Genomic DNA, 15,093 nt, shown 5'->3' on the forward strand with positions numbered 1-15,093 from the left:
TTCAGCCCACAAGCTGTGCATCAAGCGTTATTGTTGCCTTGAACAGTTTGGAAACAGGGCAGCCCGTTTTAGCTTTGTTTGCCAGTTCAAGAAACTGCTCCTGAGTTGCCCCGGGTACGTTGGCTTTTAGTGTCAGGGCAACTGCACTTATTTCAAAACCACCATCAGTTTTATCAAGGCTGACCACGGCTTTGGTATCTATGGACTGCGCTGTTAGCTTGGCCTCTCCCAAGATGAGGGACAGAGCCATGGAGAAGCAGGCAGCATGTGCTGCGCCAAGTAGCTCCTCGGGGTTGGTGCCCGGCTTCCCTTCAAAACGCGTGTTGAAGCCGTAGGGTTGATTGTCCAGTGCATGGCTTTCTGTTGAAACTGTGCCTTTACCCTCTTTTATGCTGCCTTCCCAATGTGCCGTTCCAAATTTATGAATGGTCATGACTTCTTCCTCTCTATCGTTCGTTAAGTTGGACTGTGCAAAATAACGCTGCTTTTCGATAAGAGTTCAGTGCATTGCAGATGCGCTCTCGGAGAGATGAGGAGAGTGTGCGCGCAAAGCTGTGTCATAAAGGGGGCTTCTACAGGCAGTTCTCCCATTTTGGCAGCTTGCATGTATGTGTGAAGCGGGGCATGGCTCCTGTCAGCCATGCACAGTCTTTGCCTGAGCAACGGGGCGGAATTGAATATTCGGAGACCAAGAATGAGTTCCATCACTACCGGTACCGCTTCTTCTGCTGATGTCGTTCTAATTGGCGGCGGCGTTATGAGTGCCACGTTGGGCGCTTTTCTGCGGCAGCTTCAGCCGGACTGGAGCATCAGCATTTTTGAGCGTCTTGATAACGTAGCGGAAGAAAGTTCGGATGCGTGGAACAATGCTGGAACAGGCCATTCCGCCTTATGTGAGCTGAATTATACACCACAACAAGCCGATGGTCATGTTGATATCAGCAAGGCCGTTGTTGTTAATGAAGCCTTTCAGGTCTCCCGCCAGTTCTGGAGTTATCTTGCTGAAACGGGGATTGTTGCGAACCCTCGTGATTTCATTACCCCCGTCCCGCATATGAGCTTTGTATGGGGGGAAGCGAATACTGAGTTCCTGCGTAAACGCTATGAAGCGTTAAGCCAGCATCCGCTGTTCGAAGGGATGGAGTATTCGGAAGATCCTGCTCAACTGGCGCAATGGATGCCTCTGGTTATGAAGGCGCGTAAACCCGGCCAAAAACTTGCTGTGACGCGCAGTCTTAACGGAACAGATGTCAACTTCGGGGCTTTGACGCGCTTGCTGTTTGGATATTTGGCAAGCACACCCGCCTGTACACTCCATACACGTCACGAAGTGCTGGACCTTAAAAAAGAGCCGGACGGTTTATGGCACGTTAAAGTGCAGGATCTGCGCCAGAATACACAACGTACCGTGAAAGCAAAATTTGTTTTCGTTGGTGGTGGCGGTGGCGCTCTTCCTCTTTTACAGAAAAGCGGTATTCCCGAAGCGCGGGGTGTTGGTGGTTTTCCCGTAAGCGGCCAGTTTCTGCGGTGTAAAAACCCGGACATTATTTCTCAACACCATGCCAAAGTGTACGGTAAAGCCTCTGTCGGTGCGCCGCCCATGTCCGTTCCTCATTTGGATACGCGCGTTATCAATGGTCAACGGGCTCTGCTCTTCGGGCCGTATGCGGGGTTCTCGACGCGTTTCCTAAAACAGGGGTCATTGATGGATCTGCCCAAATCTATCAATGGAGGAAATCTGGGGGCAATGCTGGCTGTTGCAAAAGACAACTGGCCGCTCACGCGCTATCTCATCCAACAGGTAATGCAGTCCAATGATGAGCGGATGAATGCTCTGCGAGATTTTGTACCAGATGCCAAACCGGAAGACTGGGAACTGGTAACAGCCGGGCAACGTGTTCAGGTTATCAAGAAAGACGCAAAAAAGGGTGGCGTCCTACAATTTGGAACTGAAGTGGTCGCCAGCAAAGATGGCTCTATTGCTGCATTGCTGGGAGCGTCCCCAGGCGCCTCCACCGCTGCCCCAATTATGCTAACCGTTTTAGAGAAATGTTTTGGCAGTAAATTGGCCGAATGGGAGCCCAAGCTGAAAGCTATGGTCCCTTCATATGGCCAAAAACTATCCGATAATCTGGATTTGTGCAAAACACTGCGCGACAAAACGACGCAAACTCTAAAGCTGCAAGACTTGTAAGCAGTCTGATAAAAGGCACTGTGCGGCGGATAAAACGCCGCACAAAAATTAAATATTATCCTGTAAAATCAGAGATGGACATGTCAGGGCGATACCACCAGCACAGTTCAGGTGGCCGTGGGCAAGGTAGAAAGTCCTGAGGGTTTCCGCTAAAAGTCACAGTATTTGTTGGAGTTTCCTGTAAAGAAACTTCAACGCATTTTAGTAAGTTTTCGTCTGCTATCAAAAAGGCGTTTATTTTCGCCATTAGCAAGCACACCATGAGTTCAGTTGTGGGGTCACCAGGTGTCACAACAATGCGGCGTGCGCGCTCAGGCTCATGCTGTTTGAACCACTCCAGCAGAGGATCATCTTCTGCGAGCTGCAGGGCATGATCCAGTTTTTCGTCTACAAAACGGTGCCATGTAGATTTTGCCCGCTGGAAAGATACTGGCATATTGCCGCGTCCATCTAACCGACCGGGGTTCGTGGCGGACAGTTTAACGGTTACAAATTCATTGTGGCCGTGGGGCAAGGCACAGGTCTCGCTCGCGCCGTGAATTAAGCGGTGTCCCATAGAAAAGCGTCGGGTAAAAACCAGATCAGGCATGCTGGGTAGCCTTCTTGGTGCAATAGTCTTCCCAGCCAGCCCGACGCAGGTCACAGGCAGGGCAGTGGCCGCACCCATGGCCCCACGGGTGAACCGGCGTTGTGCGGTCTCCAAGGTAACAGGTGTGGCTTTCCCGGTTAATTAGTGTCACCAGGTCATCCCCGCCCAATTCTTCGGCTAACGCCCATGTTTCAGCCTTGTTTATCCACATAAGAGGAGTGTGCAGGACAAACCGTGTGTCCATGCCAAGGTTAAGAGCGACCTGTACCGCTTTTATTGTGTCATCCCGGCAATCAGGGTAGCCGGAATAATCTGTCTCACAAACACCCGTAACGATGTGTCGAATACCCCGCCTGGCAGCCAGTGCAGCGGCAAAGGTAAGAAAAATAATGTTGCGGCCGGGCACGAACGTATTGGGTAGCCCTCCGTCCGCCATGGCAATTTCCGCATCACGGGTCAGCGCTGTTTCAGAAACTTGCCCCAGAGCATCAAGAGCCAAGGTGTGGTCCATGCCCAGCTTTTCGGCCCATAGTGCATTCTGGGTTTTCAAACCCTCCCGTAGTGTTTCCCGGCAGCTCAACTCGATGCCGTGCCGTTGCCCATAATCAAAACCCAAGGTCTCAACCCGACCAAACCGAGCAAGCGCCCAGGCAAGACATGTTGCGGAATCCTGCCCACCTGAGAAGAGAACGAGAGCTGATTCCGTTTGTGCGTGTTCGGGAAAGGCCATAACTTAGGGAATACCAGTGAGTTTATGTGTCTGAAGCGAGAGGCCCCATTGAGGGTGCTTTAAGCAGTAGCGAATAGCGGCTTGTAGATTATCTGCCTGATTGGGACCATCCATAGGCTGTAGCCAGAACTGCTGAAAATCCAGAGATTCGAGTGAGGCAGGGTCTATGCCGCTTTGAGGATAGACAAGTTTAAGCTCCGTACCCTGAGTCTGAATAAGCTCTCCACCAGCTTTGGGGCTGATACAAAGCCAGTCGATACCTTCGGGAGCCTGAACGGTACCGTTGCTTTCAACTGCGATTTTGAAACCGACCTGATGCATGGCGTGGATAAGAGTATCGTCAAGCTGGAGCAGGGGCTCACCACCCGTAAAAACAACCAATTTATGGTGTGTGTCTGACTGCGGCCATAACGCATTGATATGAGCAGCCAAGCTATCAGCCGTCGGAAACTTACCGCCGCCGTCACCATCAGTACCTATAAAATCAGTGTCGCAGAACTGGCAGATGGCGCTAGCACGATCTTCCTCACGGCCAGACCAGAGGTTACACCCCGTAAAACGGCAGAATATTGCAGCGCGACCAGCTTGGCCACCTTCACCCTGAAGCGTGAGGAAAACTTCTTTAACAGAATATGTCATGTGTCAGACTGTTATTTGCAGGAACGTCTCAGGCCTGAACAGCGTCCAGCCCGATACCTGTTGTGTGCATTCCCAAACGATCCAGTAAATTGCGGTCCCGCTGTGCTTGTGGATTAGGAGTGGTTAGCAGGCGTTCGCCGTAGAAAATGGAGTTTGCTCCAGCCAAGAAGCAAAGGGTCTGAGTTTCGTCACTCATATTTTCGCGCCCGGCAGCCAGACGAACTCGGCTTTTTGGCATGGTAATGCGTGCAACTGCGATCATACGCACAAAATCTAGCGGATCAATTTCTTCAGCATCGCCCAAAGGTGTGCCTTTTACGCGCACCAGAAGATTTATGGGAACGCTTTCCGGATGAGTAGGCAGCGTAGCCAATGCGGCGATCAAGCCTGCGCGGTCTGTTTCGTTCTCACCCATGCCAACGATACCGCCACAGCAGACATTAATGCCTGCATCCCGCACATTGGAGAGGGTATCCAGTCGGTCCTGGTACGTACGTGTGGTAATAATCTCGCCGTAATATTCAGGGGACGTATCAAGGTTGTGATTATAGTAATCTAGCCCCGCACTTTTCAGGCGGTCTGCTTGCCCGGCATCCAGCATGCCTAGCGTGACACAGGTTTCCAGCCCCAGACCCTTTACGCCCTCTACCATGGCACAGACAGTTTCCAGGTCATGATCCTTCGGAGAGCGCCAAGCGGCTCCCATGCAAAAACGGCTTGCTCCTGCATCACGAGCTTTTTTTGCTTCCGTAAGAACTTTCTCCACCGCCATCAGGCGGTCAGCTTTGACGCTATCTTCGTGGCGCGCACTTTGCGGGCAATATGCGCAGTCTTCCGGGCATCCACCAGTTTTAATGGAAAGGAGGGTGGATATTTGAATATCTGTTGGGTCAAAAGACAAACGATGGAGAGATTGCGCCCGGAACATCAATTCAGGGAAGGGCAGGTCAAGAAGCGCCTGAATTTCAGGAACGGTCCAGTCATTACGGACTTCGACATTAGAAGAGGGGCGAGCGACAGGAGATGAACCATCAGGCATGGGGAGGGACCGAACTTTTGATGAAAACAGGAATATAATGAGCATACGTCTTTTGCACCATAAATGCCAGACAGTATGCATCGTCTGCGCCTGCTATAGGACAAGATGACATTGAACGTAAAATAAGATTACACTGAGCACAGAAAAATAGGCTGAAATTGAGGAGTAAACCTAATGGCGAAAACCGTAACTCGATTTGCTCAGGGGGCTATGATGCTCACTTTGCTCGGGACAGTGGTTGCGTGTACGCACACGCATGAAGATCGCTCCACACAGCGCGTACGACCGATCAGGATGCCCAATCCGGCGACATTATATTGTGTCAAAAAGGGCGGCAAAATAGAGACACATTACGAGGATAAAAAGGGGCAGGTAAATTTCTGCCGCTTGCCTGATGGCTCCGTTAACGAAGAATGGGCGCTTTTCCGGAGAGATAATCCCAAACCGTCAAACGGATAAAATAGCAGAGCAGAATGTGGGGAGCTCTAGAGTTCCCTACACTGGCTGAAACATAAATCCCATAAGATATATTATGCCAACTAAATACTGAGGCAATGGAATTAGTGTATGGTTGAGTTTCTGGAGATTCGTCTGGAATTTTTGTCGGTACGCTGCTGATATTGTCAAACAATGCATTCTTGAGCGCGGTGGCTGATGAGGACTTAGGCTGAGTGATTTGCTTACTAGATGCCTAGATGAATTGAAGCACTTGGCTGAGATGCTGACCACTAGAGGCATCGTGCACGTGCGTAAGCGTGAGCCAGAAGTTTATAGCTGCCCTGCACTCCACGACATACATGTGTAATTTTTGATATAATTGCGCAAAAATATCGTAGAAAATATTCATATATGGCACTCTTTCTTTTCGTGCTGTTTGGTGCATTGCGACCGAAATAACGCTATTTGTGATATTTAGTGATCTTGAAATAATTATATCACGCTTATATGTGTGCCTTAGAAGATTTCTATTTTTCACGTTCGTGGGTCGTAAATGTTTACTAACACTAAAATTATGGTGCAGTTACGGTCTGTAGAACATGACCCTGTGCGCCTTCTGGAGGCGGCCTCTAGACTGTTGCCTGATGATGTTGCTGTTCTTTCTTCCTTTGGTGCTGAATCAGCGCTGTTGCTGGCATTCGTTGCAGAAGCCGACGCTGATCTTCCGGTGTTGTTTTTGGAAACTGGAAAGCATTTTCCGGAAACATTGTTGTATCGCGCTGAATTGGCCCGTTTTCTTGGGTTGCGGCACGTCATTGATGTAACCCCTGACTCCTCACAAATTGCAGACCGGGACCCAACGGGTGAACTGTGGGCGTTTGATCCAGACGCATGCTGTGCTCTGCGCAAGGTGGAACCCCTGAAGTCTGCAACGCAGCCTTTTTCGACCCTTGTTACAGGCCGCAAGCGTGTGCAGGCAGCAACCCGGACAACGCTGCAAGTTGTGGAAGAAAAATCCGACAGGCAACTCCGTTTGAATCCCCTTGCTCATTGGACGGCTGACCAGATCACGGCTGAAATGGAACGTAGAGGCCTGCCGCCGCACCCCTTGGTAGAGCATGGCTATCCTTCCATCGGCTGCGCGGTGTGCACTCGGCCAGTGGACAATGGTCAGGATGCCCGTTCAGGCCGCTGGACGGGTTTATCCAAAACAGAATGTGGCATTCATACCGCAGGCTGACCTTGCATAACGACTATCACTGATTACCAACACAGGTTTGAAACATACTATGGACCATCTTGATCAGCTTGAAGCGCAAAGTATTTTTATTCTGCGTGAGGCCTATCGCAAGCTCCGCCCGCTGGCCATGCTGTGGTCATTGGGGAAAGATTCAAACGTGATGGTCTGGTTAGCTAAAAAAGCATTTCTTGGCCGCGTACCCTTCCCCGTCATGCATGTGGATACCGGCAAAAAATTTCCGGAAATGTACCAGTTCCGTGACGAGTACACCAAGAAATGGGGCTTGGAGTTGTTGCTTGGTGATTGCCCACCTGTAGAGGAAATGGACCCTTCTTTGCCGCCTGCGGCACGGTCTGCGGCGCGTAAGACGGCCGGTCTTGCCGCTATGATTGAGAAGCATCGTTTGCAAGGTGTTATCGCCGGCATTCGGCGGGATGAGCAAGGCACGCGCGCGAAAGAGCGTGTTTTTAGCCCTCGTGGAGCCAGCCACAAATGGGATATCCGCAATCAGCCGCCTGAATTTTGGGACCAGTACGCAACGCCTCATGAAGAAGGCATGCATATTCGTGTGCACCCACTCCTTTCATGGCGTGAAATCGATATCTGGCGCTATATAGAGCGCGAGGGTATTCCGCTGGTTGACCTGTATTTTGCTAAAAATGGCAAGCGCTACCGCTCTTTGGGTGATCAGGATATTACAAACCCTGTTGAGAGTAATGCCGCAACACTCGCTGAGGTTATTGCGGAACTTGAAACCACACGCACATCTGAGCGGTCTGGTCGGGCCATGGACCATGAATCAGAAGATGCGTTCGAACGCTTGCGCGTTGCTGGTTACCTCTGAGATTTGCGGACTGGAAATAAAGACAATGACACAAAGTTCTTCAAAATCTCATGAGGCCGCCACTCCTATCGTAATTGTAGGGCATGTGGACCATGGTAAGTCGACTCTCATAGGGCGTCTGCTGCACGATACGGACAACCTTCAGGACGGCAAAGTTGCCCAAATTATTGAGTCCTCCAAAAAACGCGGGCTGAAAATAGAGTGGAGCTTCTTGCTCGATTCATTGCAGATTGAGCGAGATCAGGGCGTGACAGTTGATTCAACCCGTATTCCTTTCCGGCTTGGTCAGCGTGAGTTTGTTATTGTAGATGCTCCCGGCCATCGGCAGTTTTTACGGAATATGATTACCGGTGCCGCAGATGCGGAAGCCGCCGTTTTGGTTGTTGATGCTGCTGAGGGTGCGCGTGAGCAGACACGACGTCACGCCATGCTGCTGCATTTGATTGGTATTCGGCACGTTATTGTCCTGCTCAATAAGGTGGACCTTCTAGACTTTGACCAGCAGAAGATTGAGGCCGTGCAAGAGTCTGTCGGAGAGCTTCTGGCAAAGCTTGACCTTAAGGCGGCTGTATTTGTCCCAGCCTCTGCACGGGATGGCGATAATATTGCAACGCGCTCTGAGCGGACACCGTGGTATAGTGGGCCTACCTTAACGGAAGTTCTGGCAGAAGTACCCTCACCTGAATCTCGCACAGAACTGCCACTCCGCCTGCCAGTGCAGGACGTCTATCGCTTTGGTGACAAGCGCTATGTTGCTGGGCGTATAGAGCGTGGGCGTGTCCGCGTTGGAGACACAATTGTTATCGGCACACAGAAAACCCGTGCCCGTATTGCATCCGTCGAAAGCTGGCACACAGCACCGCAGATTTCGGCTATTGCGGGACAGTCTGTTGCGATCACTTTGGAGCCAGACGTAATTCCTGACCGGGGGGACATTTTGTATCTTCCGGACAACGCACCTGTTGAAGCTGCTCGGGTTAAAACACGGTTGTTCTGGTTGCGTCAGGAGCCTTTGCGCGTTGGGGAGACATTCAAGCTCCGCCTAGCAACAGCTGAGCACACGGTTACCGTTGCCTCCATTGATACGGTGTTGGACCTTGAAAACCTGACAGCCCACCATGGAGACGAAGTGGCGGCTGAAGGCTTTGCTGAAATTACGCTCGCTGCTTCTGAGACCATTCAATTTGATGCTTTTGCACCAGGAACTGCGGATGGTCGGGGGGTACTTGTTGACCGGCACCAGCGGATTGTAGGTGGCGCGCCGCTTATTGGTGCGGCTCTAACGCAGGCGGGAGAGACTGTTATCCACCCCGCAGGCAGCCATGTCAGTGCAGTAGACCGCACGCGCGCTCATGGGCACAAAGGGGCTGTCTTCTGGCTTACAGGTTTGTCAGGTGCAGGCAAAAGCACGGTGGCACGGCACACTGAGTCTCAGCTTTTTGCGCAAGGGCTGAATGTGAGTGTTCTGGACGGAGACACGCTGCGCGCAGGTCTCTGTAAGGATCTTGGTTTTAGCGAAGCAGACCGCACGGAAAATGTCCGCCGTGCCGCAGAAGTCGCCCGGATCCTACAAGATGCAGGACAGGTTGTGTTGGTTGCACTGATTTCTCCCCTACAGTCAGATCGTTTGCTTGCAAAACAGATTATAGGCGAAGGCTTTCAGGAGGTGTTTGTAGATGCTGACCTTTCTGTGTGTGAGCAACGCGACCCGAAAGGGCTTTACGCTGCGGCACGGCAGGGAAAGATTGCGAACTTTACAGGAATTGATGCTCCTTACGAGGCACCGCATGCTCCTGCCCTGCACCTGAAAACCAGCGCGAATAATGTTGATTCTGCAACGAGTAGTCTGGCAGATTTTATTAAGGGCTTTGTCCGATTTGCTCGTCCGGCTCGGCTACAGTCTTAAGCTGCATTTTCGGGGATAGTCATATGCTGCCTGTGTGCGAGCTTTAAAAGGTTCAGCCGGGCTGTATTTGGCGTTCTGCATTCTAGTGGTTGATGGGTAGCATGAAGCGAGCTTTTACACTGTTCTGGCGTGGCGGATATTCTGCCTTGCCCGGCTACCGTTTTTCACTCTTGTTTACAGTATTCTGGACAGGTTTTTTTATTATTCTGCCGCTCTGTGCTCTCGTCATCCGCCCTTGGCAGGATGGTGTTGGCCCTGTAGTGGCAGAACTGCATGATGCCCGCATGTTTGCAGCACTCTGGACCAGTTTTTCCAGTGCTGCTGTCGCGGCACTTCTCAATGTTCCACTCGGGCTTTTCCTTGCTTGGATGCTGGTACGTGGCGACCTTCCCGGTCGGCATATTGCCAATGCCCTCATAGATATCCCTTTAGCGCTCCCCACGGCGGTTTCTGGCATTACGCTTGCCACATTATACAGTCCTCAGGGGTGGCTGGGCTTTCCACTCTCCAAGTTGGGTCTATCAGTGGCTTATACGCGCTTTGGTATCATTCTGGCTCTTATGTTTGTGGGTCTCCCATTTATGGTCAGAACGGTAGAACCGGTCTTGAGGAGCTTACCGCAGGAACTGGAGGAAGCTGCCAAACTTTTGGGAGCACGACCATGGCAAATTATAACCCGTGTTATTATCGCGCCACTGCGCCCTGCTCTTCTTACGGGTTTTGGTTTGGCCTTTGCACGCGGAGTTGGGGAATATGGGTCTGTTATTTTTATTGCTGGTAACCAGCCCTTTAAAAGTGAAATTGCCCCTTTGCTGATTGTTGTAAGATTACAGGAGTTTGATTACCCGGGAGCGACAGCCATAGCCCTGATTTTGCTTCTGGCTTCTTTGTCCGTTCTGGTGTGTCTGGGTGTTTTACGAAGAAGAGTTTCGGCATGGAGTGTCGGGGCATGATGAAGCGTGGCCTTTGGGTGGCCGCATGGGCGCTCATTATTCTCGTGCTTATTATGCCGCTTGCTGTGGTTTTGGCAGAGGCCCTGAAAAATGGTTTGGGGCCCGCTCTCGAGACTCTCAAGGACACGGATGGCATTGCGGCAATCTGGCTCACAGTTGAAGTGACCAGCATTGCCGTTGTTGCCAACACGTTATTTGGCATTGCGGCGGCTTGGTTGCTGACAAAATACCGCTTTCCGGGCCGCACGTCTCTGCTGGTTCTAGTTGAGTTGCCGCTCAGTATTTCTCCAGTTGTGTCTGGTCTGGTCTGGCTTCTTCTGTTTGGTGCTCAGGGGTGGTGGGGGCCAGCGTTGGAACAGGCAGGCATTCATATAGCCTTCGCTATTCCTAGTATCATCTTAGCAACGGTGTTTGTCACCCTGCCCTACGTTGTGCGTACTCTAGTGCCCCTCATGGAGCAGCAAGGGCGGGACACAGAAGAAGCTGCGGCACTGGCAGGCGCCGGGTTCTGGCAAATACTCTGGCGAGTTACGTTGCCGGGAGCCCGTGTAGCCCTGATATCTGGCATTTTGCTGACAACAGCTCGTGCTATGGGGGAATTTGGCGCAGTGTCCGTTGTTTCCGGACATATTCCTGGCCTGACCGAAACCATGCCGTTGCATATAGAAAGCCTCTATAACGGTTACCAGACTGTAGCGGCTTTCTCTATGGCTGCTCTTCTGGCCTGCATGGCTTTGGCCACAGTTTTATTACGTTATGCGCCAGCTCTTTTATGGCGTAGTCGGGAAGTGCCTAAATGAGCGTGCATGTTGAAAATCTGACCCGTTATGCCCCGGCAACTCATCGGAAATTGCTGGATGATATTAACCTTACTTTTCCAACTGGTGCTTTTGTGGCGTTGGTTGGTCCTTCCGGAGCTGGAAAAACCACGCTTTTGCGAGCGATTGCAGGGTTGGATCAGTGTGAAGAAGGCGTCCTGACGCTAAACGGTAACACCCTTACAACGTTGCAGGATAGAGCCGGGAAAATAGGGTTTGTATTTCAAAATTATGCGCTATTTCCACACATGACTGTGGCGCGAAATATCAGTTTTGGTTTGGATGTTCTCCCACGGGGGAAACGTCCTCCCCCTACAGAGATTGCCAGTCGCATTGAAGAATTGTTGGAGTTAATGCAAATACCCGCCTTGGCCGACGCATATCCTGCCCGCCTGTCTGGCGGACAACGGCAAAGGGTGGCTTTGGCACGCGCCTTGGCAACGGGCCCGACACTACTTCTACTGGATGAGCCTTTTGGCGCACTGGACCCCATTGTACGGCGTACAATTCGGACATGGTTACGGACGCTACACGATCAATTGGGCCTGACGACTATTCTGGTCACCCATGATCAGGAAGAAGCTTTGGAAGTCGCTGACCGCATTGTGGTGATGCAGAATGGTCGTGTGGTGCAGGATGCGTCTCCCTCTGATTTGGATGAAAAACCTCAGACGTCTTTTGTCATGGAATTTTTAGGAGAAGCTGTAACATTCAAGGGACAGGTAAAAAGCGGATATTTTATGCCGGATGAGATCCATGTCGGTTCTTTTCCAACCCAAATATCAGCAGGCCCTGCAGAAGCGATGATCCGTCCTTTTGAAATTATATTGCATGAAGAGGGACAAGCGGCGGTCCCTCTTATTACCCACGGTAAAAGTAACGGTTTTAGGCATTATTCGGCCGCTTTGTCCGACCGCATTGTTCCCGTTTTTGTTCCCGAGACTTCTGGTCGACCTCATGCCAAAACAGGTTGTGCTCTCTTAAATATCCAGAATGCCCGTATTTTCAGAAACGGTAATCTAGCAAATTAAACGAAAAATATTAGTGAAATTTCAGTGAATATCAAGCGTGGCGATTGAATTTTGATGAGCTTATGTTGATTGTAGCGTAATTTTGTGAGAAAATACGCTAAGTAAATGTGCTTTGCGAGGTAGGAAGTATGGACCGCAGAAATAGCCGTCGGGACACAGAAGGACACAGCGTTCTGACGGCAAACCGTCTGCTGGATGGTCGTATTGTCTGGCTGGCGGCTGATAATACATGGCAGATACTCCTCAGCCATGCACAAGTTTTTCCTAATACAGAAATAGAGGAGAAACTTGCTGCATATTCTGTCAAAGCACAGCAGGAGGGATTGGTCGGCGTTTACGGCGTGCAGGTGCACATAAATTCTGGCAGCATCACACCCGTAACCAGCCGGGAACAAATTCGTGCGCAAGGACCGAGCATACACCCTGAATTTGTTCCGACATGGCAGAAGTCTGGCCAGACGGTCACAGCTTAAATTTTACTCAAGGTCGCTCCCCCCATGCCTCACACTTCTCAGCATATATTGCCTGTCGGGCGTTACGCGTATGATGCCGTGGACAAAACTTTCCTCAAGCAACGCGTGGCACAATTTAAAGATCAGGTTGAGCGCCGAATTTCTGGGGCCCTGACTGAGGAGGAGTTCAAGCCGTTACGGCTGATGAACGGGCTTTATCTCCAATTGCACGCCTATATGTTGCGTGTTGCTATCCCTTACGGAATAGTAAGTGCCAGCCAGATGCGCACCTTGGCGTTAATTGCTGAACGTTATGACCGTCGGTATGGGCATTTCACGACCCGCCAGAACATACAGTTTAATTGGATCAAGCTGGAGGACACTCCTGATATTCTTGATCTTCTGGCCGAAGCGGAGATGCATGCTATTCAGACAAGCGGCAACTGTATCCGGAACGTGACGGCAGATCAGTTTGCCGGAGCAGCGGCGGATGAAGTGCTTGATCCGCGTGTGTATGCGGAAATCTTGCGTCAATGGTCTACCCTGCATCCTGAATTCACGTTTCTTCCACGGAAATTCAAGATTGCAATTTCAGGTAGCCCCAAGGACCGCGTAGCAGCACGTTTTCACGATATCGGCCTTATGGCGCGCATGGGCCCTCACGGGCGTCCGGTGTTTGAGGTGTATGTTGGAGGGGGATTAGGCCGCACTCCGGTTGTCGGAACCAGCATACAGAAAGATCTGCCTGAATCTGATCTTATAGCGTATCTGGAAGCTATCTTGCGCGTCTATAATGCGTATGGGCGGCGGGACAATATTTATAAAGCGCGTATCAAGATTCTGGTTCAGGCTTTGGGAATTGAGAGTTTCCGGCAGCAAGTGGATGCAGAATTTGCCGCCATGGACCGGGCCAAATATCAGCTACCACAGCATATAGTGGAAGAAATTAGAGCACGCTTCGGGCAACCTGATTTCCTGCCTGCGGATGGTGCACCAGAAAAGCTCGCGCAACAGCGGCTGGCGGACCCGGCTTTCAATTACTGGGTACAAACCAATACACATGCGCACAAACAGGCGGGCTATTTATCCGTCACCATCTCCTGCAAGCCTGTGGGAGGCATACCGGGGGATGTAACCGCAGAGCAGATGCGTGTTCTGGCGGACCTGGCTGAACAATATAGCTTTGGTGAGCTGCGGGTTACGCACCTGCAAAATGTTGTTTTGGGTCATGTTAGGCAGGATGTCTTGTATGATGTCTGGCAGGTTCTGGAGCGTCATGATCTGGCCACAGCAAATGTGGGTTTTATTACAGATATTATTGCCTGCCCTGGATTGGATTATTGTGCATTGGCCAATGCACGTTCCCTGCCTATTGCGCAAAAACTAAGTGAGCGTTTTGGTAGTGCTGACTTACAGCGGGAAATTGGTCCCCTGCGTCTGAATATCTCAGGCTGCATCAATGCCTGTGGCCATCATCATGCAGGCCATATTGGTATTCTGGGCGTGGACAAGCGCGGAGAAGAAGCTTTTCAGATTACGCTTGGTGGTGCATCTGACCAAGATACAGTATCTGTGGGTCAAATTCTTGGCTCAGCGCTTTCGGAGAACGAGACTGTTGATGCTGTTGCTCGTATTATTGATACCTATCTTGCAAGACGGGATCAGGGCGAGCATTTTATACAGACCTGTCGCCGGATAGGCACAACACCCTTCAAGGAAGCCGCATATGCCACTGCTTGAGAACGGCCAGATTAAGGACGATACATGGCTGCTCGTGCAAGACGGAGATGCCGTGCCTGCTGGGGATGTTCTGTTGCCGCTTTCCCGGCTGGCTGAAGGCTTTGCCCGTAATACTGAGGGCCGGGTTGGTGTCGTTCTGGCACCGGACGAGGCGGTAGATGCCCTGAGCGATGTGCTGGACAGACTACATGCCGTGCAACTGACCCTTCCTATTTTTCGGGATGGACGTGCTTTCACACAAGCCCGGGCCTTGCGTGAACATCTGAAATTTGACGGTATCATACGTGTCGGTGGCCATGTTTTGCCAGACCAGTATGAGTTTTTGCTGAGGTGTGGCGTAACAGATATTCTTGTTCCCGAAGGCACAGATGTGTCTGTCTGGGAGCGGGCGCACAAGGCTTTTACTGTTGCTTATCAGCCTTCTGTCCAGAATGAAGCCCCGGAAGGATTTGCGTTAAGGCGTCGCTTATTCTCGTAAGT

Annotated in this window: 16 protein-coding genes; 11 read left to right on the forward strand and 5 right to left on the reverse strand. The window is 51.2% G+C overall.

Annotated features, from left to right (window positions below; all coding sequences use genetic code 11):
• Position 1 precedes the first annotated feature (1 nt).
• Complete coding sequence (locus ACTIDN_RS00335; protein ID WP_415507417.1) at positions 2–433, reverse strand: OsmC family protein; 432 nt, start codon at positions 431–433, stop codon at positions 2–4.
• A 261-nt stretch (positions 434–694) separates the two neighbouring features.
• On the opposite strand from ACTIDN_RS00335, the gene ACTIDN_RS00340 reads away from it, so the two are divergent.
• Positions 695–2,194, forward strand: coding sequence for a malate:quinone oxidoreductase (locus tag ACTIDN_RS00340; protein WP_441375588.1), 1,500 nt, complete (start codon positions 695–697; stop codon positions 2,192–2,194).
• Between the two features lie 55 nt (positions 2,195–2,249).
• Here the strand turns inward: ACTIDN_RS00340 and ACTIDN_RS00345 are convergent, their stop codons facing one another.
• The 4 genes from ACTIDN_RS00345 to bioB are packed head-to-tail and all read right to left on the reverse strand — an operon-like array spanning position 2,250 to position 5,191.
• Positions 2,250–2,783 carry a 6-pyruvoyl trahydropterin synthase family protein gene (locus ACTIDN_RS00345; RefSeq protein WP_441375589.1) on the reverse strand — a complete coding sequence of 178 codons (534 nt, stop codon included), beginning with the start codon at positions 2,781–2,783 and terminating at the stop codon, positions 2,250–2,252.
• Positions 2,776–3,513 (reverse strand): 7-cyano-7-deazaguanine synthase QueC, encoded by a 738-nt coding sequence (gene queC / locus ACTIDN_RS00350; protein ID WP_441375590.1) that lies wholly within the window; start codon positions 3,511–3,513, stop codon positions 2,776–2,778. The genes ACTIDN_RS00345 and queC overlap by 8 nt, the downstream gene beginning before the upstream one ends.
• 3 nt (positions 3,514–3,516) lie before the next feature.
• On the reverse strand, positions 3,517–4,152 hold the full coding sequence (queE, locus tag ACTIDN_RS00355; RefSeq protein ID WP_441375591.1) for a 7-carboxy-7-deazaguanine synthase: 636 nt from the start codon (positions 4,150–4,152) through the stop codon (positions 3,517–3,519).
• Positions 4,153–4,180: 28 nt separating this feature from the next.
• A complete protein-coding gene (gene bioB, locus ACTIDN_RS00360) occupies positions 4,181–5,191 on the reverse strand; it encodes a biotin synthase BioB (protein WP_441375684.1) in 1,011 nt (336 codons plus the stop codon).
• A gap of 294 nt (positions 5,192–5,485) precedes the next feature.
• On the opposite strand from bioB, the gene ACTIDN_RS00365 reads away from it, so the two are divergent.
• The 10 genes from ACTIDN_RS00365 to ACTIDN_RS00410 all read left to right on the forward strand — a co-directional run bounded on the left by ACTIDN_RS00365 (position 5,486) and on the right by ACTIDN_RS00410 (position 15,091).
• Positions 5,486–5,650, forward strand: coding sequence for a putative hemolysin (locus tag ACTIDN_RS00365; RefSeq protein WP_441375685.1), 165 nt, complete (start codon positions 5,486–5,488; stop codon positions 5,648–5,650).
• Between the two features lie 532 nt (positions 5,651–6,182).
• On the forward strand, positions 6,183–6,869 hold the full coding sequence (locus ACTIDN_RS00370; protein WP_441375592.1) for a phosphoadenylyl-sulfate reductase: 687 nt from the start codon (positions 6,183–6,185) through the stop codon (positions 6,867–6,869).
• A gap of 49 nt (positions 6,870–6,918) precedes the next feature.
• Positions 6,919–7,713 carry a sulfate adenylyltransferase subunit CysD gene (gene cysD, locus ACTIDN_RS00375; RefSeq protein ID WP_415507410.1) on the forward strand — a complete coding sequence of 265 codons (795 nt, stop codon included), beginning with the start codon at positions 6,919–6,921 and terminating at the stop codon, positions 7,711–7,713.
• A 25-nt stretch (positions 7,714–7,738) separates the two neighbouring features.
• Positions 7,739–9,619 (forward strand): adenylyl-sulfate kinase, encoded by a 1,881-nt coding sequence (gene cysC, locus ACTIDN_RS00380; RefSeq protein WP_441375593.1) that lies wholly within the window; start codon positions 7,739–7,741, stop codon positions 9,617–9,619.
• 101 nt (positions 9,620–9,720) lie between these two features.
• A complete protein-coding gene (gene cysT / locus ACTIDN_RS00385) occupies positions 9,721–10,572 on the forward strand; it encodes a sulfate ABC transporter permease subunit CysT (protein WP_441375594.1) in 852 nt (283 codons plus the stop codon).
• On the forward strand, positions 10,572–11,372 hold the full coding sequence (locus tag ACTIDN_RS00390) for a sulfate ABC transporter permease (protein ID WP_441375686.1): 801 nt from the start codon (positions 10,572–10,574) through the stop codon (positions 11,370–11,372). Before cysT ends, ACTIDN_RS00390 begins: the two co-directional genes overlap by 1 nt.
• Entirely contained in the window at positions 11,369–12,421 is a 1,053-nt protein-coding gene (locus ACTIDN_RS00395; protein ID WP_441375595.1) for a sulfate/molybdate ABC transporter ATP-binding protein, read from the forward strand. Before ACTIDN_RS00390 ends, ACTIDN_RS00395 begins: the two co-directional genes overlap by 4 nt.
• A 128-nt stretch (positions 12,422–12,549) precedes the next feature.
• Positions 12,550–12,894 (forward strand): DUF2849 domain-containing protein, encoded by a 345-nt coding sequence (locus ACTIDN_RS00400; RefSeq protein ID WP_441375596.1) that lies wholly within the window; start codon positions 12,550–12,552, stop codon positions 12,892–12,894.
• A 24-nt stretch (positions 12,895–12,918) separates the two neighbouring features.
• On the forward strand, positions 12,919–14,613 hold the full coding sequence (locus tag ACTIDN_RS00405; RefSeq protein ID WP_441375597.1) for a nitrite/sulfite reductase: 1,695 nt from the start codon (positions 12,919–12,921) through the stop codon (positions 14,611–14,613).
• Positions 14,600–15,091, forward strand: coding sequence for a DUF934 domain-containing protein (locus ACTIDN_RS00410; RefSeq protein ID WP_441375598.1), 492 nt, complete (start codon positions 14,600–14,602; stop codon positions 15,089–15,091). The genes ACTIDN_RS00405 and ACTIDN_RS00410 overlap by 14 nt, the downstream gene beginning before the upstream one ends.
• The last annotated feature ends 2 nt before the right edge of the window (positions 15,092–15,093 follow it).

Origin of the sequence: Acetobacter sp. (genome assembly GCF_052102375.1) — a bacterium.
In the GTDB taxonomy this organism is placed as follows: domain Bacteria; phylum Pseudomonadota; class Alphaproteobacteria; order Acetobacterales; family Acetobacteraceae; genus Acetobacter.